This is a genomic window from Chryseobacterium wanjuense, assembly GCF_900111495.1.
Taxonomy (GTDB): Bacteria; Bacteroidota; Bacteroidia; order Flavobacteriales; family Weeksellaceae; genus Chryseobacterium; species Chryseobacterium wanjuense.
Window position 1 is genome coordinate 797,991 of sequence record NZ_FOIU01000001.1, and the last position, 25,934, is coordinate 823,924.

The window sequence follows — 25,934 nt, forward strand, 5'->3', positions numbered from 1 at the left end:
AGTTTAATAAATTAACATTTGCGAATTTATGAAAAAAACGGCAATTAGTATTGCTATGCTTGGGATTTTGTGCTCATCACAGGTCATTCTGGCATCGGAAATACATACTCACTTACAATCTTCTTACACCGCAGGCATGCCGCTCACAAAAGTGTTGGAAAAGCTGAGTAAAACTACAAAAACACAGTTTTTTTATTCGGTTTCGGATCTTCAGGATATTCTTGTAGACGACAAAAAAATTGATTACAAATCTTTACGACAGACTTTATCGTATTTACAAAAAAATTACCCGATCGAGTTTAATGTTCAGAACAATATCGTTTCCGCAAGAAGAACGGCCGACAAAAAGATCGTGATGAACGATGTCATGAGCAAAACCTTTGCTCCCAAAACCGACACCATTCACGAAAAAGAAAAAAAGATCGATGAAGTAGTTTTGATCGGTTATGGAAAACAAAATAAAAAAGATATCTCAGGTGCCATCGCATCCATCGGAGAAAAAGAGCTGAAAAGTGTGGCTTCCGGAAACTTTGGAGATATGATTGCCGGAAAAGCTACGGGAATTCAGGTGGCACAATCCAACGCAACTCCGGGTGCATCACCTACGATCCGGGTGCGTGGTATTGGAACATTGACGGCAGGTGCGAATCCTCTTATCGTTGTAGACGGATTTCCCCTTACAGAAGGCACAAACCTTAATTCAATCGATCCCAATTCCATTGCGACCATAGACATTCTTAAAGATGCTGCTTCTACTGCAATTTACGGCTCAAGGGGAGCAAACGGAGTGATTTTAATTCAGACCAAAGAAGGAAAAAAAGGCAAGCTGGAATATACACTGGATTCGTATTATGGCATTCAAATGAGAAGCGACAACGAAAAATTTGTCAATGCCTACGACATGGCCACTTATATGAAAGAAGCCAGAGATAACAATTATCTCTCCAAAGGTTCCAACAGAAGTGCTTCCGATGATAATGCAACGAGAATAGGAAAAGGAGCTTCTTTGAGAGAGTTAATTCCCGATTATCTGGTTCCCTATTTAAATAAACAGCCCGGACTTATCGATACAGATTGGTACAATACAGTATTGAAGCCTGCTCCGATCAGTAATACAGCCTTAAATATTTTAGGAGGAACCGAGAAAACCAAGTTTGCTTTCACAGGAAGTTATTTAAATCAGAAAGGATTATTGATAGGAACCGGCTACGAAAAATATTCAGGGAATATCAATTTGGTTACCAATATTTCAGATAAGCTAAAATTTGGGGTTTCCATGAGTCCTTCTTATTCGAAGGGTGAACTTTTTGACATGGTAAATGGCGGAAGAACGTACAACCTGCTGCAGATGGCAACGACGATGTATCCTTTCTTTGCGCCGAGAGATGCCAGCGGAAACCTGATCATTTCACAACAGATAAAAGCAAATATCCCGTATGACGGAGCCTTGGTGGAAAATCCTGTTGCGGTGGCAGAGATGACCAAAAGGAAATATACGATGTTTAAAACTTTCGGAAATATTTTCGGAGAGTGGAATTTCCTGAAAGATTTCAGATATAAAGTTTCAGCAGGCGGCGATTACACAAGTTATGAATACAATTTCTTCGATCCTTCTACAGTCGGAAGCTACAGGACGGCTGCTCCCGATGCTACCACAGCAAGCAGAACGGAATACATTACAAAAAATTATTTGATTGAAAATTTACTGACTTTTGATAAAAGATTGGAAAAACATTCATTTAATGTCATTGCGGGACAATCGTTCCAGAAAGAACAGTCGAATCAGGTGACAACCCTGGCTGCCAATTTTCCGGACAACAGCCTGACCAATATCTCGGGCGGAACTTCCTTTAAAATAGATGTTACGGATTATACCTGGGCATTACTTTCGTATTTCGGAAGGTTCAATTATAGCTACGACAGCAAATATAGCGTGATGGCTTCTTACCGACGAGACGGCTCATCCAGATTTGGAGTGAATACGAAATGGGGTAATTTCTACGCATTATCACTAGCCTGGACTTTAAGTAATGAAAGCTTTTTTCCTAAAAATAAATTCTTAGATCCGTTAAAATTTAGATTCAGTTTAGGAACCAACGGGAATAACCAGATTCCGAATTTTGGGGCAATTTCTTTAATGACGCAGGAAAATTATGTTTTTGGAGGAGTTTTAGCACCGGGATACAGGGCTTTCACTGCTCCGAATGCTGATCTTTCTTGGGAAAAGTCGGAATCTACCAACTTTGGGGTAGACTTCGGATTGTTTAATAAATATGTAAATGTTTCAGCCGATTATTATATTTTAAACAGAAAAGGTCTTTTGCTGGATGTTCCGGTGCCGCAGCAGTCGGGATATTCTACTTCATTGCAGAATATCGGGGCAATTAGAAATCAGGGACTGGAGCTTCAGGTATCTTTAAGACCTGTCCGTTTCGGGGAAAATCTTGAATATTCTAATAATTTCAGCTTCTCTGCGAATACGAATAAAGTGCTGGCTTTGGCAAATAATCAGACTCAGATTGTGGCAGGAGCCAATAATTTTGCAGTGACAAAAGTAGGCGGTTCCATCGCCGAAATGTACGGTTATAATATTCTCGGGATCTACAAAACTCAGGCAGAAATCGATAACAGTCCGCACATTGCAGGAACTTTGGTAGGAGATTACATTATGGAAGATCTTAACAAAGACGGAAAGATAGATGCCAACGATAAAAAGAGCTTTGGATCGGGAATTCCGAAATATGTAATGGGTTTTACCAACTCATTTAAATATAAAAACTTTGAATTAAATTTTACATTATACAGCGAATTAGGAAGAAAAATCTACAATGGAGATCAGGTAAGCATTACGGAATCGGGGGAAGGTTTTGGTATTGCCAATCAGTATTATTTTGATAACAGATACAATCCGGTAACCAACCCAAACGGAACTTACGCGATGCCCAACATGAACTTTTCAAACAACAGAAAAGAAGCCAGAACATCAAATATTTTCTTTAAAAATGGAGACTATGTGAGATTAAGATCATTAAGATTAGCTTATAATTTACCCGAAAGTTTATTATCAGCTTTAAAAATAAGATCGATTCAGCTGTATTTTATTGGAAACAATCTGCTGACATTTACTTCGTATAAAGGTCAAAATCTTGATGCCAATTCGGATACCATCCTTACACAAGGCTACGACAACGGGTATTATCCTGTTGCGAGAACGTATTCTTTCGGAATGAATATGAAATTTTAAACCAAATCCAACCTTTAAATTGACAACAATGAAAAGAATATACATACCATTACTTTCAATATTTTTATTGCAATCTTGCTCGTCAGATGTTCTGGATACCTATCCTGAAACCATCAAGCAGACGGCTAATTTTTACCAGGATCAGGCGCAGCTCGAGCAGGGCGTAAACTCTGTCTACGGATCTTTGCAGTACAACGGGCAGTATCAATTGGCCATGCTGGCAATCGGGGAAATTCCTTCAGACAATACTTATGATGAGGTTCCTGCAAACGATAGTTTTACTTATGGTGAGTTCGATTTTTTTACCATTCAGCCCAATAATTCTTTGATTTCAAATACTTGGAGAGATCACTATATAGGAATTCAGCAGGCGAATATCGTGTTAAACAGAATCGGCGCTGTTCCAATGGATCAGAATCTTAAAAACAGCCGTATCGGAGAAGTGAAATTCTTAAGGGCATTAATGTATTTTGATCTGGTAAGGATTTTCGGAGACGTTCCTTTGGTAACGAAGGAAACCACCAATGTAAATGAATACTTCGGGCAGGGAAGAACGCCGGTCGAAACCGTTTATACCTTCATAGAATCGGAATTAAAAGAATCATTAAATCTACTTCCGGCAACACAATCTCAAAAGGGGAGGGTAACGAAAGGTGCAGCTTTAGGAATTTTGGCTAAAGTATTAATTACCAGAAATAAATTCAGTGAAGCTCTGCCATATCTTCAGCAGGTGGAAACTTTGGGATACAGCCTTTTACCGGATGTTACAAAGATTTTTGATGTGACCAATAAAAACAATGCCGAGATTATTTTCGATGTTCAGTTTGCATCGGGATTGAATGGAAATACAGAAGGAAGTCAGGCGTACCAGATGTTCAGCCCGTCAGGTTTTGTATCGGGAGCGAAAGGTCATAACCTGCCTACAAAACAGGTTTACAACATTTTTACGGCAGGAGATACAAGAAGAGATGCTTACATCGGCCTTACTCCGAATGGCATTCCGTATACCAAAAAACTGTCGAAACCTACCACAGCACCGGCCGATGGAGGCAGTAATATTGTGGTGCTGCGTCTGGCGGAAGTTTATCTTTTGATGGCAGAATGTTATGCTCAGACCAATGACTTTACCAATGCCAATTTATATTTAAATAAAATTAAAACCAGGGCGGGAATTTCTACCGTAAATCTTTCCGGACAGGCTTTGCTGGACGAGATCGATCTTGAAAGAAGAAAAGAGCTTGTAGGAGAAGGACACAGATGGTTTGATCTGGTAAGAACGGGTAAGGCGATTTCGGTAATGACCACTTATTTCCAAAATACGCCGGGGTATAATACCGCGACCATCAAAAGTTACAATTTACTGATGCCGGTTCCTCAGGATCAGGTGAATACAGATCCTTCGATCAAACAAAATCCCGGATATTAATTTTTGAAAATGTAATTATGGAAAATATTTTAAATAAAAATAAAAAGCTCTTCATTCTTTTTATATTTTTTATTTCGGTCACGGCATACGCTCAGATTTCCCTGAAAAAATTCCCGGATGATAAGGTAATGGTCGTGGCGCACCGTGCAGACTGGCGCGAAGCTCCGGAAAACTCTGTAATGGCAGTGAAAAAAGCAATGGAAAAGGGAGTGAATATGGTGGAAATCGATTTGGCTTTAACGAAAGATAATGTCTTGGTTTTAATGCACGATTACACCATCGACAGAACCACGACAGGAAAAGGAAAACCGTCGGATTATACGTTGGAAGAGATTAAAAAATTCAATCTGCGGGACGGATTGGGAGTGCCAACTCAGATGAAAATTCCGACTTTGGAAGAAATACTGGATATCACGCACGGAAAAATTTTCATTAATCTGGACAAGGCATTTGATTATTTTGATCTGGTGTATCCGATCCTGAAGAAGAGAAATATGCTGGATGAGGTTCTTTTTAAAGGAACGGCAGGGTATGAAGAATTTAATTCAAAATATGGGAAATTCAAGAATGAAATTCACTTTATGCCAATTGTAAGGCTCAGTGAAAATGAAGGTTGGGATAAAATCAATACTTATTTTAAAAATTATAAAGTTTACGGTTTTGAGCTGACTTTAGGTGCTGATGAAAGCCATTTGATCGATTTCAAAAAAATCATGGAAAAAGGGGCAAGAGTTTGGGTCAATGCTCTTTGGCCACAACTGAGCGCCGGTCACAATGATGATCTTATCCTCGAAAATCCTAATGCTTACGAATGGTATCTTAAAAATAATATCAATATGATTCAGACCGACAGACCGAAAGAATTAATTGAATATTTAAAAAAGACCAAAAAATATTCACCGGATAAATAAAACAATTTACTTATATTCTTTATACGTTTAGAAAGAGTCATTCGCTGTACGGATGGCTCTTTCGCTTTTTTTAATTACGTAAAATTCCTTAAAAAAATGGAATGGCTTTTGCACGCTAAAGCTCATAAACATTCAAAAAATAAAACTATGAACTTAATTATTCGACTGCTTGTCACTGCCATTGTCGCGTATCTCTTAACAAAAATTTTACCGGGAGTACATTTTGAAGGATTTTCAGGAGCAATCATTTTTGCGATTGTATTGGGTATTTTAAACCTAATTCTTAAGCCTATTTTAAGTATTTTGGGCTTGCCTTTAACGATCATTACGCTGGGATTATTTGCATTGGTCATCAATGCGGTCATTATTCTGATTGCGGATTATTTCATCGACAGTATGAAGGTAGATGGCTTCTGGTGGGCGTTGATTTTCAGTGTTTTACTTTCAATTATTACGTCACTCGCCAATTCAATGTTCTCGGATGGAGATTAAATTGTAAAAGTTAAATTCATATATCTTTGAATTCGTCAGTCATTTTTTGATTGGCGAATTTTTTTAATCATAAAGTATTATTTTTTAGTATATTAAAAGCATATAGTATCAGAGCTGTCATCCTGAGCGGAGTCGAAGGATTTTATAAGCATCAACGAAAAATCTAAAATTATTCCACTTCCAAAAACATTTATATCATTTGTATTTAAAAAACAAAACTTAAATATTAACTTTGGCAATCTTTGAATTAAATAAGAAATATAAAATCACACACTTTTGTATTTCCATAAAAAATTGAACATCAATATGAAACTTAAGTACAGTCTGCTGGCTTTGGCAGCTCCGCTTTTAATGAACGCACAACAATTAATGACGCCTGAAATTCTTTGGACTTTGAAAAAAGTAGGAGTACAGGCAGTTTCACCGGATCAGTCTTCGCTTATTTATAAAGTAGGACAGGTAGATCTTAAAACAGAAAAAACAAAAAATGAGAATTATTTCTTAAACGTTCTTAATAACCAGTCCACAAAAATAGATTTGGGTAAAAAAGCCCTTATCCAGTGGGATAAAAATGGAATTTACGCTCAGGAAGGAGATAAGATTTTCCTTTCAAAAGACAGCGGAAAAACATGGACGGAATTTTACACAATCGGTGAAGCCGACAATATTGTAATTTCTCCCGATGGTAAAAAAATTGCTTTCAGCAAACAGGTTTTGGTGGAAAAAGTGATGGGAAAAGACAAATTTTCCGACACTCCAAAAACGACTGCACAAATTTATACAGATCTGAACCACAGACACTGGGATTATTTTAATGAAGGAAAATACAACCATGTTTTTGTCGTAAATACTTCGGCGGCTGTAGATTCTGCCAAAGATTTACTGGAAGGTAAGACCTGGGATTCACCTCAAAGACCTTTCGGCGGGGCAGAAGATTTCATCTGGAGCCCGGATTCTGCACAGCTTTTATACGTTACAAAAGCGAAAAGCGGTAAAGAATATGCAACAAGCACGAATACAGATATTTTTGCTTACGACATGGCTTCCGGAACGACAAAAAACTTAACGGAAACAAATAAAGGATACGACGTAAATCCAAAATTCAGCCCGGACGGAAAGTCGCTGATCTGGCAGAGCATGGCCAGAGACGGCTATGAAGCAGATAAAAATGATATTAAAATCTTAGACTGGAAATCAGGGAAAACGACAAATCTTACAAGCGGTTGGGACGAAAGCGTTTCCGGAGATGTTTTCTGGGGTGGAGATTCTAAAACAATTTATTTCACGGCAGCTCTCAGAGGAACGAAACAATTGTTTTCTTTAGATCCTAAAAATGCTAAAGTTCAACAGATTACAAGAGGTGATTTTGACGTCAATGAAATTTTTGCCGATCAGAAAAATACACTTTTAGTCGGGAGAACAGACATCAACCACGCAACAGATATTTTCTCTGTCAATATTAAAAACGGAGAAATGAAGCAGGTTACGGAGGCTAATAAAGAGATGTATTCAAAATTGGCTCAGGGAAAATCTGAATTGAAAATGGTAAAAACTTCGGATGGAAAAGAAATGGGAGTATGGTTCCATTATCCGCCAAACTTCGATCCGAACAAAAAATATCCTACTTTAGTCTATTGTCAGGGAGGTCCACAGTCTGCATTAACACAATTTTTCAGCACAAGGTGGAATTTTGCTTTAATGGCAGCCAACGGATACATCGTAGTCGCTCCAAACCGCCGCGGAATGCCGGGTTGGGGTACAAAATGGAATGAAGAGATTTCTAAAGACTGGGGCGGACAGCCGATGAGGGATTATCTTGCTGCAACGGATTTTGCTAAAACTTTACCGTATGTGGATGGCGAAAGAGTAGCAGCTGTTGGAGCAAGTTATGGAGGCTACAGCGTATATATGTTGGCCGGAATTCATGAAAACAGATTCAAAACTTTCATCGCTCACGACGGATTGTTTGATATGAAATCCTGGTATCTGACAACAGAAGAGCTTTGGTTTGCGAACTGGGATCTGGGTTCTCCTTGGGAAAAACCGCAGCCAAAGGCTTACACAGAATGCAACCCAAGCAATTTTGTTGAAAAATGGAATAAGCCGATCATGGTCATTCAGGGTGGAATCGACTACAGGGTTCCTTACGAACAGGGTCAGGAAGCTTTCCAGGCTGCAAAACTGAGAGGTTTAAAAACAAAATTTGTCTATTTCCCGAACGAAAATCACTGGGTTCTTCATCCGCAAAACGGGCTGGTTTGGCAGAGAGAATTCTTTGATTGGTTGAAGGAAACGTTGTAAAAATTCCCCTCCTTTGGAGGGGTGGCGAAAATTCTAAAAGAATTTTTGACGGGGTGGTTCAAAAAAAAACAAATAATTATTTAAAAATATCAATAGGAGCGGGCTTTAGCCCGCTTTTTGTTTGTAACATTCCGATGGCTTTAGCCAAAACTTAAAAGAAGTTTATTTGAACCATTAAGATTTATGTAAGGAGTTAAGTTTAATTAAGAAAATCATTCTGATTTTTAAGCTTAATTCCTTACATAAATCTTAATGGTTCAAAAATTTAAAGCAAATTCATAGTTTAAGTCAAAAAATGATATATTTAAAAGATGCAAAACAGGATTTCTTCATTTCCTCCGATTATTGATAACAATTCTAAAATTTTGATTTTAGGTTCGATTCCGGGCGTAAAATCTTTAGAAAAGCAGCAATATTATGCTCATCCGCAAAATAAATTCTGGAAAATTATTTTTGAATTGTTGAATGAAAAATTTACTGAAGATTATGCGGAACGAATTAATATTTTAAAGAAACATCATATTGCACTTTGGGACGTCATTGATTCCTGTGAGAGAAAAGGCAGCCTCGATTCGGAGATCAGAAATGAAGAAGCCAACCAGATTGCAGAGCTTCTGGAAAACCATCCTCACATTGAAGCTATTTTTTGTAACGGTGGAAAATCTTACAAAAACTTACATAAAATTTTAGGAAAGAATTTCAGAATTCCTGTATTTTTGATGCCATCAACAAGTCCGCTTCACACTGTTTCTTTTGAAAAAAAAATTGAAGAATGGAAGACTGTTTTGGATTTTTTATAAGTTAACATATAGTTTGTCATGCTAAGCGGAGTCGAAGCATCTTTTAAAACTCCAAAACGCTAAAATCCTCAAACTCTATAACTCTCCAACCCTAAACCCTCAAACCCAAATACTCATTCAACCCTTTTAAAAGCTCCAGTTGATTCCTGGTTCTATCAAGATTATGCTCAGGATATTTTGTTGAATAGTAAGTGCTTCCATTTAAATAATCCGTCAAAAAGCGAATTTCCTGAATATAAATTGCGACTTGCGCAGCATAATCAAGGTTCTCAGATTCTTCCGGAGTTAATTTTTCTTTTAGATGAAATAAAAATCCTTCTTTTACAGCTTCATAAATTTCAGGATTAAAATTATTTTCGGCACTTCCGTCATCTTCATTTGTCGTGTTGGTATAGGATTGAATCATAGTCCCAAAGTCATATAAAATGGTGGAAATCATTACTGTATCCAAATCAATCACAGCTAATGCATGGTGATCTTCATCAAACAAAATATTACTGATTTTGGTATCGGCATGAATAATTCTTTTGGGAAGTTGGTTGGTTTTCACCATTTCGATCCATTTATCGGGCAATGACAGAAATTGGTCGGTGATTTCTATTTCTTTTTTTGCGTTTTCAATCAATTGAGGATCAGTGTTTTTTAAAGAATTTTTATAATCTGCAACTCTTTTTTCAAAATTAAGAAAGTTGGATAACGTTTCTTTTATTTCAATTAAATCACCGGTATTAATAATATTTAAAAAATAACTGAAAGTTTTTGCCGCCTCAAAAGCTGTTTGCACGGAAGGAACTGTAATAAAAGTGAAACTGTTTTCAATATAACTTTGCATCCTCCATGACTGTTCGTTTTCATCATGAATCAGAAATTCCTGTGTTGAAGAGGAAATTGGATGAATGATATCAAGTTGATAACCGTTAGACTGCAATAGACAATTGATCTGCAAATGATTAATAATGATAGTATTTGCGTCTTTAAATACCTGATTATTAATTTTTTGAAGAATAAATTTTTGATCAGAATCTCTGTTTTCTACAATATAAGTAGTATTGATCAGCCCGTTGGTAACCGGCGTGATCGTATAATTTTCGGTGTTGATAAACTTGTAAACAATATGATCTATTTCCATAAATTTGCAGGATATCTGTTGCGTTGAATCTGTTTTTCAAGATAATTTTTCAGGATAATTTTATCATTCGGGTACGTCATTCCCATCCATTGTGAAGGTGAAGACTTTACTAATACTTTTACTTTTTTAGTAGTAATCATTTTTTGTATTGCGAAAGGAATATAAAATTCTTCTTTAGGTAAAGGGTTTGACTTTATAAATTCAATAAAATAATTTTCTAAAGAATTAAAAATACTTGGATGAAACACGAAAAAATTCATGGAAACCAAAGTTTGATTTTTGATTTCAATATCTGTTTCATTTTCGGTGTAAATAATTCGGCTGTTTTCTTTTCTGAGGGAAGTTTGTTCCTTGATTTTCAATAAATAACTTTCTGAATCTAAGGCACAAACTCCTCTTGCAACCGTGCCGTTTTCACTTAAGGTTGTTTCAACAGGATAAGCAATCAATTCAAACTGAAATTCGGAAATATTTCCCAAATCCATTTCCCTGGAGGCAAGTTGAAAAGCTTCTTTTCCATAAAAATCATCGGCGTTGATTATGACAAAGGGTTCTTTAATCATTTCTTTGGCACAAAGGGTGGCATGACCGGTTCCCCAAGGTTTCTCACGACTTGAAATATCAATCTCTTTCGGAACAAATTTTTCCATTTCCTGATAGATCCATTTCAGCTCAAATTTTTCCATTTTTGAAATTTTTTCGAGCCTTTCAATATAACTTTCAGGAATAAATTGATTGATAACCACCGCAATTTTATTAAAACCAGCCTCCAAAGCATCATAAATAGAATATTCCAGAATAGGGGAGCCGTTTTCCAAAATTCCGTCGACCTGCTTCAGACCTTTGTATCGGGTTCCCAAACCTCCGGCTAATATGAGAAGTGTTTTTTTAGAATTCATCGGTCATTCCAAATACCGGTTTACGGTTTTTCCATTGTCCTTTTGTAAAATCGGGGATATCGATTACCTGGCCGCCTTTTGCGATGGATTCTTCACTTAGTGGAGTAATCGAGTACAAAGTTGCCAGATCATAAACATCCAGCGGAAACTCGATATTTCGTTTGATACATTCAATAAAAGTATTCATAACAAAGAAATCCATTCCGCCGTGGCCGGCTCCTGTAGCTTTATTTTCAAATTTTTTCCACATCGGATGATCGTTTTCACTAAGCCATTTTTCGGAATTATCCCACTGATCGTTATGATTCATCAATTTTTCGAAATAAATATGTCCCTGATTGAGTCCGCCTGAACCGAAATCCTGCCAAAGTCCCTCAGTTCCCTGCACACGGAATCCCAGATCATAAGGTCGCTGTAAACTGGTGTCATGCGTCAGAAGAATTGTTTCTCCATTTTCACACGCAATTTGTGTGGTTACAACATCTCCCTGTTTGAATTTTACTTTTGCATTCGGATGATTTTCTCCACCTTTTGCGTGTTCTACAATATATTTATGTAAGCCGAGAGATTTGGATGAAAATGAAGAGAGTCTTGTTAATCTATTCCCACGATTGACGTTCATCATGACAGAAACCGGTCCTAAACCATGAGTTGGATAAAGCTCTCCGTTTCGTTTTACATAATGTTCGGTTCTCCATTTTGCTTCACTGAAACCTTTTGCTCCAAATTCTACCCCCGAATTATAAGCTGTAATCCCGTCATTGAACAAAACTCCACGAAGGTCGTGCTGATAGCCACCTCTTCCATGAACCAATTCTCCAAACATTCCCTTGCGGACCATATTTAAAACCGCCATAATATCTCTTCGGTAGCAGACATTTTCCATCATAAAAATAGGAACTTTTGTTTCTTCGTAAGCTTTTACAAATTCCCAGCAGTCCTCAAGTTTCATGGCTCCGCCGACTTCCATTCCCACGATTTTTTTATTTCGCATGGCTTCCACACCTTGCGTAAGATGCCACTCCCAGGGTGTTGCAATGACTACAGCGTCGATGTTTTTTAACTTTAAAAGATTCTTATAGTCATGTTCGCCGTTAGAGAATTCCTGTGCGGCAGGTTTATTATTGTCTTTTAAGATTTTTTGAGATCTGGCAAGCATAATTTTATTGGGATCGGCAAAGGCGATAATTTCTACATCGTCTCGTTTTGCCAATAATTTAACGTGTTCCTGTCCACGGAATCCGACACCGATAAACCCCACGCGGATTTTTTTATCATATCTGAAGTTTTCAGAATATGCAAACAAAGAATTAGGTAAAACAAGTGCTCCAAAGCTTGCCATAGCGGCAGTCTTAATAAAATTTCTTCTAGTCGTCATTTGTGTATTTTTATTAATTTTAAAGGTAAATAAAAATTTGACAAATTGATTAAAATAATCGTTTTTGCCTATGTGTTTTAATTGAAAATTTCATTTTGTTTGAATTTTTATTAATATGGATTGATTTATTGTTCTAAATGTATATTTTATTTATTGTTAGGTGAATTATTTTTAATGTTCAAAATTATAAACAACAAAATAGCTCTGAAACTATTTCAAACGATGAAATGGATAATAGTAAAATCGTATTATTTACTGTAATAGGCAGTAAGAACCCTTTCTCTCATTTTATTAAGGTACTTTGATATCCTTCGTGTTGGATAAAATAATCAGGGAAACATTTTTATCAATTAAATGAACCCAATTGGCACTGTGACCGTAACCTTCACCCTGACGTTCTGCGAATAATGTATTTACAGAACCAAATTCTTAGAATAAACCTTTATAAGTAAGCAATTCAATATTGCCGTTTTTCGTTAATAATGAACCATTGAAATTGTCTTTCTTCACACAGGAATCAATGACTTTTTCGACTTTTTGCAGTTGTGAATACGCTGTATTGATGGTGATCAGTAACTGCACAGTCAATAAACTCTTCAATGGATGTATATTTTTAACAATATTGAATTGCTTATAGGGTGAACATAATTAATTATTAATAATTTGGTTTAAATTAATCATAAATAATTATTTTTCTATCGTATAAACTTCTTCGTAAGGCTGAATTAAAACCCATCCGCTTCCTGAAAATTTCATCTGAAATTCTTCACCGCTTCCTCTTCCGATCAGGCTTTTGAAAGATACATTGGTTTTCAGTTCAGGGCTCAGATTTCCCGACCAGGCAACGGTAGCATTCGGATCTGTGAAAACAGGAGCATCAGGAGTTACCATCAATGTCAGTGGATCTCCGTGAGTAGTGATTGCGATATGTCCCGTTCCGGATAATTTCACCTGAAACAATCCTCCGGACATCATTCCTGCTACACTTTTCAGCATGGTGATATCGTTTTTGATGCTTTGTTCGTGAGCCAATACGTCATTTCCGTTGACGCAGATCGATTCATTATTAAGATAAAGAATACGGACTTTTTTCCCCGAATCGGCAACGTATAATTTTCCCGTTCCTTCAGCCTTCATCAGTCGCGTTCCTTCTCCGCTGATCGCTTTTTTCAAAAGATTTCCCAACCCTCCGGAAAGCATGCCTTGTTTTTCGAAGTTGATATTTCCGATGTAGCCGACCATACTCCCGATTTTTGTCCATACAGACTGGTTATTCAGGTTGATTTCGAGTAATTGCGGTTTTTCGAGTTCGAAATAATCTCTTTCCTGCGGATTCTCTTTTGTTTCGTTTACGAAAGCTTCCAATGAATATTTGCTCATAGTGTAATTATTTTAAGATGCCAAAGTACAATTTTTTACCTTTAGAAATTACCGTAATATCACGGTTTTTTATTTCATTTAAAATTAATTTGATATGAATTCAAATAATACTTGACAAAGGGGTGTTTGATGTCGTATATTTGCACTCCGAAAATTACACCTCGTAATTTCAATAATTTTTAAACCGTAATTTAAAAAATGAAAACATCAGATTTTAATTTTGATCTTCCTGCAGAACTATTAGCAGAACACCCATCAGAGCACAGAGACGAAGCGAGATTAATGGTTTTGGACAGAAAAACTCAGACCATTGAGCACAAATTGTTCAAAGATGTGGTAGATTATTTCAGTGAGGAAGATTTATTTATCTTTAATAATACTAAAGTTTTCCCTGCACGTCTTTATGGAAATAAGGAAAAAACAGGTGCTAAAATCGAAGTATTCCTTTTAAGAGAGCTTGATAAGGAAACACGTGTGTGGGATGTATTGGTAGATCCTGCAAGAAAAATCAGAATCGGTAACAAACTTTTCTTTACAGAAGATGAATCTTTGGTAGCTGAAGTTATCGACAATACAACTTCCAGAGGAAGAACATTGAGATTTTTATTCGACGGTTCTTACGAAGAATTCAGAGCCAAATTAAAAGAATTAGGAGAAACTCCACTTCCAAAATACATCAAAAGAGCTGTTGAACCTGAAGATGCTGAAAGATATCAGACTATTTATGCAAAAATAGAAGGGGCGGTTGCTGCACCTACTGCTGGTCTTCACTTCTCTAAACATTTGATGAAGAGATTGGAAATCAAAGGAATTAATTTTGCAGAAATTACACTTCACGTTGGTTTAGGAACATTCAACCCAATCGAAGTTGAAGATCTTTCTAAACATAAAATGGAGTCGGAAGAAGTGTTTATTGATGAAAGAAATGCTGAAATCATCAACAAAGCCGTAGACGGAAACAGAAGAGTTTGCGCAGTAGGAACTACAACAATGAGAGCTTTGGAAACTTCGGTTTCTTCAAACAAAAAAATCTCTGCATTCCACGGCTGGACAAACAAATTCATCTATCCGCCTCACGATTTCGGAGTAGCAAACTCAATGATCACAAACTTCCACACGCCAAAATCTACATTAATCATGATGATTGCAGCGTTTGCCGGAAGAGATTTCATCATGCACGCATACGAAGAAGCTGTAAAAGAGAAATACAAATTCTACTCGTACGGTGATGCAATGTTAATTTTATAATAAAAAAGTAAAAAGAGCCAAGTTAAAAGTAAAAAGGTAAGTTAGAGGTATAAAGTAGAGGTCGATGAGACAGAATGATTTACTTACAAGGACTTTTGCATTTGGGGTTAATTGTCTTAAGTTTTTAAGAACGCTTCCAAACGATCCTGAAAGTAAATTAATAAGATTTCAACTTGGAAAATCTGCTACTTCAATAGGTGCTAATTATGAAGAATCGCAGGCTGGATCTTCTAAAGCAGATTTTAAAAATAAAGTGAAAATTGCTTTAAGGGAAGCCCGGGAAAGTAATTTTTGGCTTCGGGTTTTAGAAAAACTAGACGGCTATAATTCAGAAGAATTTAAAAACTTATTGAATGAAAGTGCAGAACTGAAAAATATTCTGGCTGCAATAGTTAATAATACCAAACTTTAAAAACTTTTTAATTTTTACTTTTAACTTGGCTCTTAAATAATATGAAAGATATCAGAACTTTATCACTAGACCAGCTCAAAGAATACTTTATGTCTTTGGGAGAGAAGCCGTTTCGTGCGAAACAGGTGTATGACTGGTTGTGGAGTAAGAATCTCCATTCGATTGATGAAATGACGAATCTTTCGAAAACTCTTCGCGAAAGAATTGCGGAAGAATATACCATCAATCCCGTTTCTGTGGATCAGCTTCAAAGAAGTACGGACGGCACCATCAAAAACGGAGTGAAGCTTCACGACGGCCTTATGGTGGAATCTGTATTAATTCCTACAGAAACAAGAACTACAGCATGTGTTTCTTCACAGGTCGGATGTTCATTGAACTGCGAATTCTGCGCCACAGCGAGACTGAAAAGAATGAGAAATCTTGAAGTTGCTGAAATCGTGGATCAGGTTGCTTTAATCGACAGCCAGAGTAAAATGTACTTCGACAGACCGCTTTCCAATATCGTTTTTATGGGAATGGGAGAGCCGATGATGAATTACAAAAATGTGGTGGAAGCGATCAGAAAAATCACCCAGCCGGAAGGTTTGGGAATGTCTCCGAGAAGAATTACCGTTTCTACTTCCGGAATTCCAAAAATGATCAAAATGTTGGCAGATGAGGATTTGAGGGTGAAATTGGCATTATCACTTCACTCGGCAATTGAATCTAAACGCAACGAGATCATGCCTTTCTCCGATAAGTTTCCTTTAACGGAGATCATGGAAGCGCTTCAATATTGGTACAAAAAGACAGGCTCTGTTGTTACTTTTGAATATTGTGTCTGGAAGGATATTAATGATAAAGATGAAGACATAAAAGCCTTGATTAAATATTGCAAGCAGATTCCTTCTAAAGTTAATTTAATTCAGTATAATCCGATCGGTGACGGAAAATATGACCAGTGCAACAAACAGGCGGAAGAAAACTATATCCGTCAGCTTGAAAATGCCGGAATCGTTTGCGTCGTAAGAAAAAGCCGTGGTGGAGATATCGATGCAGCTTGCGGTCAGCTGGCTAATAAAGCTTCGGATTAAAATTTTATTAAAAAAATCAAAAAAAATTCTTAAAAGTTTCTTAAAATCCTACCTTTGTGTTACAAATTAAAGGTGATAATGGATTACTTTATGGACGAAAATGGATTAGAAAGTGTCTATTCATGGGCAATTCCTATCCATGCCACTATTATTTTAGCTGAGATGATTTATAGTCACGTTTCAGAAGCTAAGCTGTATGATAAAAAGGATGTTGCCACCAGTGTCTATCTTGCTTTAATGAATTTCGGACTTGATCTTGTGATGAAAGCTTTTGCCATGGGTGTCATGTTTTTCTTTTACAATCACAGGCTTTTTTCATGGGATTTTACGATTTGGTATTGGCTGATCTGCTTTGTTGTGACAGATTTTGCTTACTATGTTTTACACTATGTAGATCATCATTCCAGGGCGTTTTGGGCGGTTCATATTACGCATCACAATTCAGAATATTTTAATCTGACAACAGGTTTCAGAAGTCCTGTTTTACAGCCGCTATACAGATATTTATACTTTTCTCCATTGGCTTTTTTAGGGTTTAATCCTTGGCATATTATGGTCGTGTATGCGATCGGTCAGGTGTACGGAACTTGGGTTCATACGCAGACCGTGAAGAGTATGGGAATTCTTGAATATGTTTTGGTAACGCCTTCTCATCACCGTGTTCATCACGCCTGCAACATCAAATATCTTGACAGAAACATGGGAATGTGCCTTATTATCTGGGACAAAATTTTCGGAACTTTTGAAAAAGAAGACCCCAACGTTCCGGTAAAGTATGGAATTTATCCAAAAATGCCGGATAATAAACCGGATACCGTTCTTTTGTATGAATGGAGAAAAATTTGGAAAGATATTAAACAACCAGGTTTAAAATTTTCAGACAGAATTAATTATATCTTCAATTCTCCGGGATGGCGACACGACGGAACTGGAAAAACGGTACGACAATATCAAAAAGATTATTGGGCGAAAAAAAATAAGAAAAAAGAAGACATTCAGAAGAAATCTGCTTGATTTTTTTTTAACACAAATGGCACTAATATTTTCACAAATCGCACAAAGTTTTAAACATAAATTACACAATTTTTCACTTCAACGGTTTCATAAAATCAATAAAAATCAATATTAATATCGATAGGAGCAGGCTTTAGCCCACTATCACTTTAAGAATAATCATTTGGCTTTAGCCAAAACCTAAAATACAAAACATCAACCCTTTGCTGAGTGAAATTGAAGATTCGATGTAGTCAAATGCCTTTGCGAACGAAAAATCAATACAATAATTTAAATAAAAACCTCTGCGTTAAAATAGATTCTTCCTTCGTCAAAATGACAAAAAGAACGTCTAAGTTTTATATAAATATTGGTGAAAATTAGTGCAAAGATTAGTGCAATTTGTGTTTAAATAAATATTTTTACCCTATGAAAAAGTTATCCCTCATAATAGCCATCACTATTTCCACATTCTCCTTTTCGCAGCAATCTGATCAATTGAAAATCAGAAAGCACAGAATTAGTTATTTAAATGAAAAGATTCAGGAAACATCTGGTTTAAACTTTTTTGACGGAAAGCTTTACACATTCAACGACAGCGGAAATGCTCCCGAACTTTTTGAACTGAATAAAACAACGGGAGAAATCATCAGTATTTTAAAAATTAATGCTAAAAATAAAGATTGGGAAGCCTTGACAAACGACGGGAAGAATGTCTACATTGGAGATTTCGGAAACAATGGCGGAACAAGAAAAGATCTGGAGATCTATAAAATTCCATTTGAAAATAATTCGTTGAAAAATGATTCTGTTAAAATAATTTCATTTGAATATCCGGAACAGGCTGAATTTGTACCAAAATATCTGGAAACGAACTATGATGCGGAAGCGATGATTTACTTAAATGGAAAAATTCATCTTTTTACAAAAGAATGGGGCGCGAAATCAACCACACATTACACGATAAATCCTGAAATTTCAGAAAAACAAAAAGCCGAAAAAGTAGAATCTTTTAAAACAAATTTTGTTATAACCGATGCTTCTTATTTTGATAAAAAGCTTTATTTAGTCGGATATACAAAGAAGACGGAAGTCTTTTTAGACATTTTCAATGAGTCCGAACCGGGAATATTTTTTAAAGAAAACCCCAGGCATTATTACCTCGGAAGTTCTTTATCCATCGGACAAATCGAAGGCATTGCCGTAGACGAGACAGGAGTTTATATTTCTGGGGAAAAATTCCATTCTCCGTTGGGAAGTACAAAACCGAGCCTTTATTTTATTCCTAAAGAAAAACTTAAAGATTAACAATTTTAACATCATAGTATCATTTGCTGAGCGAAGCGCCCTTACGAACGTAAAATAGTGAAACAATTAATATAATTCTTTGCACCTTTGCATTAAAACTAAAAAACTGATATTCGTATTAAATTACCTTAAAATTGCCCGAAAACAATTATCTTTGTGAGAATTAATTTATCCATCATTCAAAGACTGTGGCCAACACCGTAGAAGAAATCAAGCGACCGATCAATGAGGAAATGAAACTTTTCGAACAAAAGTTTTACGAATCTATGCAGAGTAAAGTACCTTTATTAGATAAAGTCACTCGTTTTATCGTTACCACAAAAGGAAAGCAGATGCGTCCTATGTTCGTATTTCTTTGCGCAAAACTCATCGGGGATGTCAATGAAAAAACCTATCGCGGAGCTTCCATGATCGAATTAATCCACACGGCAACTTTGGTACATGATGATGTGGTAGATGAAAGTTTTAAACGTCGTAATTTCTTTTCAATCAACGCTTTATGGAAAAATAAAATTGCGGTTTTGGTGGGGGATTATCTTTTGTCGAAATCGGTTTTATTGTCGACGGATCATAAAGATTATGATTTGTTGGGCGTGATCTCCAGAACGATCCGTGAAATGTCGGAAGGGGAGCTTCTCCAATTGGAAAAGGCCAGAAAACTGGATATTACGGAAGATGTTTACTATGAAATTATCCGTCAGAAAACAGCGACATTGATTGCCGCCTGTTGTGAAATCGGTGTTCTGTCTAATAATGCCGATGAAGTTTTAGCCAAAAAAATGATGGATTTCGGAACCTATACCGGAATGGCTTTTCAGATCAAAGACGATCTTTTCGATTATCTGACTTCCAATGTCATCGGAAAACCTGTCGGAATTGATATTAAAGAGCAAAAAATGACCCTGCCTTTGATTCATACCTTAAAAACAGCCGGCGAAGCAGACAAAAAATACTATTTCAACACGATCAAACGTTATAATAATGATCAGAAAAGAGTAAAGGAGCTGATTAATTTTGTTAAAAGTTCCGGAGGTCTTGATTATGCTTTTGGTGTCATGAAAAACTTTCAGCAGAAGGCGAAAGATATTCTCGACGAATTCCCGGATTCTGAAGCCAAAAGGTCTTTACACATTATGCTGGATTATGTAATTGAACGAAAATTTTAAATTAAATAATTTTCACCGTTACAATAACAACCGCTAAAACAATGCAAAATAAAGCGATTAAAAATAAATAATCCGCAATATCCTCAAACTTGTTTCCGCGCTTTTTATCTGCAGATCTGATCGATAAAAAGGAAAAGAAACAGCTTATGGCAAAACAAACGCTGGCAACTGAGGCAAATTCATCCAAATAGGTGCTCTGACTGATTTTAGAGATTTTTAATGAGGTAATGATGACCAATGAAAATCCTAAAAGATTGCTCGATGCATTCAAAATATGCGATGATTTTTTTTCCATCCTTACAAATTTACTCTAAAATAAGCACTATTTTTTTTATTATCAAATTTTTAAAAAAGATTATTAAAAATTAAAATTAATTTAAAAAGTGTATATTAGCAAAATACTTGGAAAATTAAAATTTTTTATATTTGGCTATGCAAACAACCTATATTGAAACACAGCAAATTTCCTTTCAAGATTTTAAAAATCAGATACTTGAAGATTACAAGTTAGGGAGGATTTCTCGCGAAATGTCTTATCTGGGCAGAAGAGAAGTTCTTACAGGAAAAGCTAAATTTGGTATTTTTGGGGATGGTAAAGAGCTTCCTCAGCTAGCAATGGCGAAAGTTTTCAGAAATGGAGACTTCCGTTCAGGATATTACAGAGATCAGACTTTTGCGTTGGCTGTAGATGCTTTGTCTGTTGAAAGTTTCTTTGCTCAGTTGTATGCAGATACAAGTGTTGAAAGAGAGCCTGCATCAGCGGGAAGACAGATGAACGGGCATTTTGCGACAAGAAGTTTAAACGAAGACGGAAGCTGGAAAGATCTGACGGCTCAGAAAAATATTTCTTCGGATATTTCTCCTACTGCAGGGCAAATGCCGAGATTGTTGGGGTTGGCTCAGGCTTCTAAAATATATAAATCAGTAAAATTCGACGGTTCTGAAAAATTCTCGAAAGAGGGTAACGAAATCGCTTTTGGAACAATTGGTGATGCTTCGACTGCAGAAGGTCATTTCTGGGAAACTTTGAACGCGGCTTGTGCGCTTCAGGTTCCGATGATTGTTTCGATTTGGGACGACGGTTACGGAATTTCTGTTCCTACAAAAAATCAGAGAGCAAAAGCGGATATCGCAGAAATGTTGAGCGGTTTCCAGAGAAAAGAAGGTGAAAACCAGGGTTGTGAAATCATTCAGGTGAAAGCTTGGGATTATCCGTCATTGTTGGATGCATACGCAAGAGCTGAGCAGTTTGCAAGAATGGAATCGGTGCCGGTTGTAGTTCACGTGATTGAAGTTACACAGCCGCAAGGGCACTCCACTTCGGGTTCTCACGAAAGATATAAAAATGAAGAGCGTTTGGCTTGGGAATCTCAGTTTGACGGACTGGTAAAATTCAGAGAATGGATTTTAAATTATTCCATCGAAATTGAAGGAAAAGAAGAGATCATTGCTAGTGCGGAAGAATTAGACGCTATCGATGAAGAAGCTAAAAAAACGGTAAAAGCCGGACAGAAAAACGCTTGGGACAGTTATCAAAAAACAATTACGGATTTAGTTCATTCAGTTTTGCCTTTAGTTGAAAATCTTAAAGGACAGAATGCTGAAATTGAAAATTATATCAATCAATTTAATAAATTAGTTTCAAAAGCTAAGAAAGATGTTTTCCATTTGGTGAGAAAATCTTTATTGGCAACGAGAGGAACAGATTCTGCAGAAAGAAGCCAATTGATGCAGAAATACAATGAGATTTTTGAGGTTGAAAAAGACAATTATTCTTCTCATTTATATTCTCAGTCTCAGTGGAAGGCTGAAAATGTAAAAGAAATCAAACCTATCTATTCCGACAGTTCTGAAGATGTAGACGGAAGAGTAGTGGTAAGAAATAACTTTGACAAAATTTTTGAAAAATATCCTGAAACTTTAGTCTTTGGTGAAGATGCCGGAAATATCGGTGACGTAAACCAGGGGCTTGAAGGAATGCAGGAAAAATATGGTGACGTACGTGTTGCCGATACGGGAATCCGTGAAGCGACGATTCTTGGTCAGGGTATTGGTATGGCAATGAGAGGATTGAGACCGATCGCTGAAATCCAGTATTTAGACTATATTTTGTACTGTTTACAAGGGATGAGCGATGATTTGGCGACGGTTCAGTACAGAACAAAAGGTGGTCAGAAATCACCTGTAATTATCAGAACAAGAGGTCACAGATTAGAAGGGGTTTGGCATTCAGGTTCGCCAATGGCGGGAATTCTGAACCTTTCAAAAGGTATTTTGGTATTGGTTCCAAGAAACTTAACAAAAGCTGCCGGATTCTACAACACAATGCTTCAAAGCGACGATCCAGCTGTAATTGTTGAATGTTTAAATGGATATAGATTAAAAGAAAAACAACCTGATAACTTAGGTGAATTCACTGTTCCTGTCGGTAAAATTGAAGTGACAAAAGAAGGAAAAGATGTGACGTTGGTAACGTACGGTTCGACTTGGAGAATTGTAATGGAAGCGGCGGAAGAACTGGAAAAATTAGGGATTTCTGCGGAAGTTATTGATGTTCAGTCTTTAATTCCTTTCGATTTGACGCATGAAATTGCAGAAAGCGTAAAGAAAACCAACAGATTGGTCGTAATTGACGAAGATGTGGAAGGTGGAACTTCAGCGTTTATTTTACAACAGATTTTAGAGAAGCAAAAAGCTTTCAGATTCTTAGATTCTGATCCGTTGACAATCGCTGCGAATGATCACAGACCTGCATATGCAAGTGACGGAGATTATTTCTCTAAGCCATCTGCGGATGATATGGTTGAAAGAATTTATGCCATGTTTAATGAAACAAATCCTCAGAAATATCCTGCGATATTTTAATTTATAATGAATAAGGATTTAGAAAAGCTAGCTCCTTCGAAACAATCTGCAGCTAAAAATCTGTTTGCTGCATTTGAAATTCTTAAACAAGAAGGAGGGCAGTTACTAGGTAAACAAGTAATTGATAGGATAAGAGATAAGAATGACCTTACTGATTGGGAAAAAGAAGTCTATGAGAAGACTGGATATATTCGTTGGGAATCAATTCTACACTTTTATACAATAGATGCAATAAAAGCAGGCTATTTAAGGAAAAATAAAGGTATTTGGTATTTAACAGAAGAAGGTGAAAAAGCAATTAGTTTAGGTCCTGCAAAAATATTAGAAACGGCTTCAAAACTTTATAGAACTTGGGCTGCTGACAAAAAAGAAGGTAAGTATTTAAATAATAACAATTCTAATGATGAGCCAATTGAACTGGAGGAAAATAAAACCCAGAGTCAAAAAGCTAATTTAGATTTACTGGAGGAACAAGCTATTGCTGGAATAAAAGATTTTATCAGAAATAAAAATGCCTACGAATTTCAAGATATGGTTGCAGCTCTTTTAAGAGCTATGGGCTATCATACACCATTTATTTCTCCAAAAGGGAAAGATGGAGGACTAGATATAATTGCATATAATGATCCACTTGGTGCAACAACTCCCAGACTAAAAGTGCAAGTAAAGCATAGACCGGATTCTTCAGTTCCTGTTGATGATATAAGAAGTTTAACGGGCTTATTAAATAAAGATGGAGACATTGGATTATTTGTGACGTCAGGAGCTTTTACATCAGAATCCGAACGTTCAGCGAGAGAAAGTCATAGACATATAAAACTATTGGATATAAATAATTTTATTGAATTATGGCAAGAGTTTTATAATAAAATGGAAGATGAAGACAAAAATATGTTGCCATTACATCCAATTTATTTTTTAGGAAGTAATGAATAATTTTTAATAAATAAAAGGCTGTCAAACAACAGTCTTTTTTATTTTCTTACTATTAACACCACATTCTTTCACTTTATCCGGGTCATACACATGATACTTCGTTTCCCATTCTTCCAACAAATATAAAATCGGCAACAACGCCAATCCTTTTTCCGTTAGCGAATATTCAACTCTTGGAGGGATTTCTTTAAACTCTTCACGAATCACTAATCCATCGGCTTCCATTTCTCGCAATTGGTCGGTCAATACTTTTCTGGAAATCACATGAATGCGCACTGCGAGTTCTCCAAAACGTAATTTCCGGTCTTTGATGACCAATACAATGATAGGCTTCCATTTGCTTCCCAAGGCAGACATTGCTTTGCCGAGAGGACAGCTGTATTGCATTAATTCGTTCTTTTTCATTGTTGATTTATTTAAAACTTATTAAAAAAATTAACCTTAGTATCATAAAATAAAATCAGAAATTCTAATATGATTAATAACAATCTTGATTATTAATATTCCTAAACCTAACGGGTTTTTAAAATCCGTTAGGTTTCATTAGGCTTCCGATAAGAATAGTCAAAAAAACTATTCATTTATCCGTTACTTTTACGTTACTAATGTAAGTTACTGTAAAGTTACCACTTTTTTTTATTTAAAGATACAAAAACGAACTATTATTAGTTACTTTGTGTAACAATTATAAAATACACATTAAAAAAATGAGTACAGAATCATTATTTAAACCTTTTCAATACAAGAATTTACAGCTTAAAAATAGAATTGTAATGGCTCCGATGACGAGAGCACAATCTGATAATGGAGTTCCGACTCAGCAAATTGCTGAGTATTATGCAAGAAGAGCTGCTTCAGAAGTAGGTTTGATCCTTTCTGAAGGAACTGTGATCAATAGACCGGCATCAAAAAATATGCAGAATATTCCCGATTTCTATGGAAATGAAGCCTTAAATGGGTGGAAAAACGTAATCGATGCCGTTCATGAAAACGGAGGAAAAATGGGGCCTCAAATCTGGCATGTTGGCGACACGAGAAATTCTCCGGATTATCCTTTGGAGGATATGGAAAAAGCTTCTACAATGACGTTGGAAGATATCAAGGATACGATTGCCCAGTTTGCCGCTTCGGCGAAAGCAGCAAAAGATCTTGGGTTTGATGTAGTGGAAATTCACGGAGCGCACGGCTATCTGATCGACCAGTTTTTCTGGGAAGTGACCAATACAAGAACAGATGAATATGGTGGTAAAAATATCAAAGAAAGAAGCCGTTTTGCGGTGGATGTTGTAAAAGCCATCAGAGCTGCAGTAGGAGAGGATTTCACGATTATTATCCGTCTTTCCCAATGGAAACAGCAGGATTATTCATCGAAATTAGCGAATACTCCTGAAGAAATGGAAGATTGGTTATTACCATTAAAAGAAGCCGGAGTTGATATTTTCCATTGTTCACAACGTCGTTTCTGGGAACCGGAGTTTGAAGGTTCTGATCTTAATTTTGCAGGTTGGGCTAAAAAAATTACGGGGCAACCGACAATTACGGTAGGATCAGTTGGTTTAAAGGGTGATGTGATGGGCGCTTTTGCGGGACAAGGAACTGAAAAAGAAGATTTGGCAGAACTTACCCGCAGATTGGAAAGAGGAGATTTTGATCTGGTTGCAGTCGGAAGAGCTTTGCTACAGGATCCGGAATGGGCAAAGAAAATCAAAGAACAAAATATAGAAGCGATTTCAGATTTTAAAGCGGAAAGCTTAGGCGTATTATATTAAAAATCAATTGTTAATGGTGAATTTGCTTTGCTGTCAATTTGATTTTTACAACTTTTCTGAATTGACAATTAACTATTCACTGGCGAAGTAAAATTCACTATTGACAATTTTATTTATATCTTGATTACCTATTTAAATTTTTAAACAAAACCGCCTTAAGATAATTTCTTGAGGCGGTTTTATTTGATTCAAAATTAATTT

Annotated in this window: 22 protein-coding genes; 15 read left to right on the plus strand and 7 right to left on the minus strand. The window is 36.3% G+C overall.

The annotated features are described in order from the left end of the window. Positions 1–28 precede the first annotated feature (28 nt). The 6 genes from BMX24_RS03600 (at position 29) to BMX24_RS03625 (ending at position 9,174) form a co-directional block, all read left to right on the plus strand. The gene (locus BMX24_RS03600) at positions 29–3,244 is read left to right on the plus strand and encodes a SusC/RagA family TonB-linked outer membrane protein (RefSeq protein ID WP_089790698.1); all 3,216 of its coding nucleotides are present in this window, start codon (positions 29–31) and stop codon (positions 3,242–3,244) included. A 28-nt stretch (positions 3,245–3,272) separates the two neighbouring features. Then, complete coding sequence (locus BMX24_RS03605; protein WP_089790699.1) at positions 3,273–4,670, plus strand: RagB/SusD family nutrient uptake outer membrane protein; 1,398 nt, start codon at positions 3,273–3,275, stop codon at positions 4,668–4,670. A gap of 17 nt (positions 4,671–4,687) precedes the next feature. After that, the gene (locus tag BMX24_RS03610; protein ID WP_089790700.1) at positions 4,688–5,581 is read left to right on the plus strand and encodes a glycerophosphodiester phosphodiesterase family protein; all 894 of its coding nucleotides are present in this window, start codon (positions 4,688–4,690) and stop codon (positions 5,579–5,581) included. Between the two features lie 147 nt (positions 5,582–5,728). Then, positions 5,729–6,073 (plus strand): phage holin family protein, encoded by a 345-nt coding sequence (locus tag BMX24_RS03615; protein ID WP_089792724.1) that lies wholly within the window; start codon positions 5,729–5,731, stop codon positions 6,071–6,073. A 306-nt stretch (positions 6,074–6,379) separates the two neighbouring features. Beyond that, positions 6,380–8,374, plus strand: a complete 1,995-nt coding sequence (locus BMX24_RS03620; protein ID WP_089790701.1) for a S9 family peptidase — start codon at positions 6,380–6,382, stop codon at positions 8,372–8,374. A gap of 311 nt (positions 8,375–8,685) precedes the next feature. Further along, on the plus strand, positions 8,686–9,174 hold the full coding sequence (locus BMX24_RS03625; RefSeq protein WP_089790702.1) for a DNA-deoxyinosine glycosylase: 489 nt from the start codon (positions 8,686–8,688) through the stop codon (positions 9,172–9,174). A gap of 91 nt (positions 9,175–9,265) precedes the next feature. On the opposite strand, the gene BMX24_RS03630 is transcribed toward BMX24_RS03625, so the two are convergent. From BMX24_RS03630 to BMX24_RS03650, 5 genes are all read right to left on the minus strand, one after another. Further along, on the minus strand, positions 9,266–10,303 hold the full coding sequence (locus tag BMX24_RS03630; RefSeq protein ID WP_089790703.1) for a phosphotransferase enzyme family protein: 1,038 nt from the start codon (positions 10,301–10,303) through the stop codon (positions 9,266–9,268). Beyond that, positions 10,294–11,202 carry a nucleotidyltransferase family protein gene (locus tag BMX24_RS03635; protein ID WP_089790704.1) on the minus strand — a complete coding sequence of 303 codons (909 nt, stop codon included), beginning with the start codon at positions 11,200–11,202 and terminating at the stop codon, positions 10,294–10,296. Before BMX24_RS03635 ends, BMX24_RS03630 begins: the two co-directional genes overlap by 10 nt. Beyond that, the gene (locus tag BMX24_RS03640; RefSeq protein WP_089790705.1) at positions 11,192–12,580 is read right to left on the minus strand and encodes a Gfo/Idh/MocA family protein; all 1,389 of its coding nucleotides are present in this window, start codon (positions 12,578–12,580) and stop codon (positions 11,192–11,194) included. The genes BMX24_RS03635 and BMX24_RS03640 overlap by 11 nt, the downstream gene beginning before the upstream one ends. 429 nt (positions 12,581–13,009) lie before the next feature. After that, the gene (locus tag BMX24_RS21325) at positions 13,010–13,180 is read right to left on the minus strand and encodes a hypothetical protein (protein ID WP_228404668.1); all 171 of its coding nucleotides are present in this window, start codon (positions 13,178–13,180) and stop codon (positions 13,010–13,012) included. 87 nt (positions 13,181–13,267) lie between these two features. Then, complete coding sequence (locus BMX24_RS03650; RefSeq protein ID WP_089790706.1) at positions 13,268–13,960, minus strand: AIM24 family protein; 693 nt, start codon at positions 13,958–13,960, stop codon at positions 13,268–13,270. Positions 13,961–14,158: 198 nt separating this feature from the next. Here BMX24_RS03650 and queA point away from each other — a divergent pair, with 198 nt between their 5' ends. The 6 genes from queA (at position 14,159) to BMX24_RS03680 (ending at position 20,163) form a co-directional block, all read left to right on the plus strand. Then, the gene (gene queA, locus BMX24_RS03655; RefSeq protein WP_089790707.1) at positions 14,159–15,208 is read left to right on the plus strand and encodes a tRNA preQ1(34) S-adenosylmethionine ribosyltransferase-isomerase QueA; all 1,050 of its coding nucleotides are present in this window, start codon (positions 14,159–14,161) and stop codon (positions 15,206–15,208) included. 64 nt (positions 15,209–15,272) lie between these two features. Further along, on the plus strand, positions 15,273–15,620 hold the full coding sequence (locus tag BMX24_RS03660; protein WP_089790708.1) for a four helix bundle protein: 348 nt from the start codon (positions 15,273–15,275) through the stop codon (positions 15,618–15,620). Positions 15,621–15,661: 41 nt separating this feature from the next. Further along, the gene (gene rlmN, locus BMX24_RS03665) at positions 15,662–16,696 is read left to right on the plus strand and encodes a dual-specificity RNA methyltransferase RlmN (RefSeq protein ID WP_089790709.1); all 1,035 of its coding nucleotides are present in this window, start codon (positions 15,662–15,664) and stop codon (positions 16,694–16,696) included. Positions 16,697–16,771: 75 nt separating this feature from the next. Then, complete coding sequence (locus BMX24_RS03670) at positions 16,772–17,710, plus strand: sterol desaturase family protein (RefSeq protein ID WP_394332538.1); 939 nt, start codon at positions 16,772–16,774, stop codon at positions 17,708–17,710. A 408-nt stretch (positions 17,711–18,118) separates the two neighbouring features. After that, complete coding sequence (locus BMX24_RS03675; protein WP_089790711.1) at positions 18,119–18,997, plus strand: hypothetical protein; 879 nt, start codon at positions 18,119–18,121, stop codon at positions 18,995–18,997. Positions 18,998–19,185: 188 nt separating this feature from the next. After that, positions 19,186–20,163, plus strand: coding sequence for a polyprenyl synthetase family protein (locus BMX24_RS03680; RefSeq protein ID WP_089790712.1), 978 nt, complete (start codon positions 19,186–19,188; stop codon positions 20,161–20,163). 1 nt (position 20,164) lies between these two features. Here BMX24_RS03680 and BMX24_RS03685 read toward each other — a convergent pair whose 3' ends face one another. Beyond that, the gene (locus tag BMX24_RS03685; RefSeq protein ID WP_089790713.1) at positions 20,165–20,458 is read right to left on the minus strand and encodes a hypothetical protein; all 294 of its coding nucleotides are present in this window, start codon (positions 20,456–20,458) and stop codon (positions 20,165–20,167) included. Positions 20,459–20,595: 137 nt separating this feature from the next. Between BMX24_RS03685 and BMX24_RS03690 the strand changes: the two genes are divergently transcribed. After that, positions 20,596–23,028: an alpha-ketoacid dehydrogenase subunit alpha/beta gene (locus BMX24_RS03690; RefSeq protein WP_089790714.1), complete on the plus strand. Its 2,433-nt coding sequence runs from the start codon at positions 20,596–20,598 to the stop codon at positions 23,026–23,028. 6 nt (positions 23,029–23,034) lie between these two features. After that, positions 23,035–23,964, plus strand: coding sequence for a restriction endonuclease (locus BMX24_RS03695; RefSeq protein WP_089790715.1), 930 nt, complete (start codon positions 23,035–23,037; stop codon positions 23,962–23,964). A 21-nt stretch (positions 23,965–23,985) separates the two neighbouring features. Here BMX24_RS03695 and BMX24_RS03700 read toward each other — a convergent pair whose 3' ends face one another. Continuing rightward, entirely contained in the window at positions 23,986–24,369 is a 384-nt protein-coding gene (locus tag BMX24_RS03700; RefSeq protein ID WP_089790716.1) for a winged helix-turn-helix transcriptional regulator, read from the minus strand. A 302-nt stretch (positions 24,370–24,671) separates the two neighbouring features. Between BMX24_RS03700 and BMX24_RS03705 the strand changes: the two genes are divergently transcribed. Beyond that, a complete protein-coding gene (locus tag BMX24_RS03705) occupies positions 24,672–25,733 on the plus strand; it encodes an NADH:flavin oxidoreductase (RefSeq protein ID WP_089790717.1) in 1,062 nt (353 codons plus the stop codon). Positions 25,734–25,934 lie beyond the last annotated feature (201 nt).

What these genes read in the sequence shown, in the direction of transcription:
- BMX24_RS03685 (WP_089790713.1), bottom strand. Translation starts at nt 20,458, where the DNA reads ATGGAAAAAAAATCATCGCATATTTTGAATGCATCGAGCAATCTTTTA.
- BMX24_RS03660 (WP_089790708.1), top strand. Translation starts at nt 15,273, where the DNA reads ATGAGACAGAATGATTTACTTACAAGGACTTTTGCATTTGGGGTTAAT.
- BMX24_RS03675 (WP_089790711.1), top strand. Translation starts at nt 18,119, where the DNA reads ATGAAAAAGTTATCCCTCATAATAGCCATCACTATTTCCACATTCTCC.
- BMX24_RS03605 (WP_089790699.1), top strand. Translation starts at nt 3,273, where the DNA reads ATGAAAAGAATATACATACCATTACTTTCAATATTTTTATTGCAATCT.
- BMX24_RS03640 (WP_089790705.1), bottom strand. Translation starts at nt 12,580, where the DNA reads ATGACGACTAGAAGAAATTTTATTAAGACTGCCGCTATGGCAAGCTTT.
- queA (WP_089790707.1), top strand. Translation starts at nt 14,159, where the DNA reads ATGAAAACATCAGATTTTAATTTTGATCTTCCTGCAGAACTATTAGCA.
- BMX24_RS03625 (WP_089790702.1), top strand. Translation starts at nt 8,686, where the DNA reads ATGCAAAACAGGATTTCTTCATTTCCTCCGATTATTGATAACAATTCT.
- BMX24_RS03695 (WP_089790715.1), top strand. Translation starts at nt 23,035, where the DNA reads ATGAATAAGGATTTAGAAAAGCTAGCTCCTTCGAAACAATCTGCAGCT.
- BMX24_RS03635 (WP_089790704.1), bottom strand. Translation starts at nt 11,202, where the DNA reads ATGAATTCTAAAAAAACACTTCTCATATTAGCCGGAGGTTTGGGAACC.
- BMX24_RS03630 (WP_089790703.1), bottom strand. Translation starts at nt 10,303, where the DNA reads ATGGAAATAGATCATATTGTTTACAAGTTTATCAACACCGAAAATTAT.
- BMX24_RS03615 (WP_089792724.1), top strand. Translation starts at nt 5,729, where the DNA reads ATGAACTTAATTATTCGACTGCTTGTCACTGCCATTGTCGCGTATCTC.
- BMX24_RS03690 (WP_089790714.1), top strand. Translation starts at nt 20,596, where the DNA reads ATGCAAACAACCTATATTGAAACACAGCAAATTTCCTTTCAAGATTTT.
- BMX24_RS03610 (WP_089790700.1), top strand. Translation starts at nt 4,688, where the DNA reads ATGGAAAATATTTTAAATAAAAATAAAAAGCTCTTCATTCTTTTTATA.
- BMX24_RS03700 (WP_089790716.1), bottom strand. Translation starts at nt 24,369, where the DNA reads ATGAAAAAGAACGAATTAATGCAATACAGCTGTCCTCTCGGCAAAGCA.
- rlmN (WP_089790709.1), top strand. Translation starts at nt 15,662, where the DNA reads ATGAAAGATATCAGAACTTTATCACTAGACCAGCTCAAAGAATACTTT.
- BMX24_RS03705 (WP_089790717.1), top strand. Translation starts at nt 24,672, where the DNA reads ATGAGTACAGAATCATTATTTAAACCTTTTCAATACAAGAATTTACAG.
- BMX24_RS03600 (WP_089790698.1), top strand. Translation starts at nt 29, where the DNA reads ATGAAAAAAACGGCAATTAGTATTGCTATGCTTGGGATTTTGTGCTCA.
- BMX24_RS03650 (WP_089790706.1), bottom strand. Translation starts at nt 13,960, where the DNA reads ATGAGCAAATATTCATTGGAAGCTTTCGTAAACGAAACAAAAGAGAAT.
- BMX24_RS03620 (WP_089790701.1), top strand. Translation starts at nt 6,380, where the DNA reads ATGAAACTTAAGTACAGTCTGCTGGCTTTGGCAGCTCCGCTTTTAATG.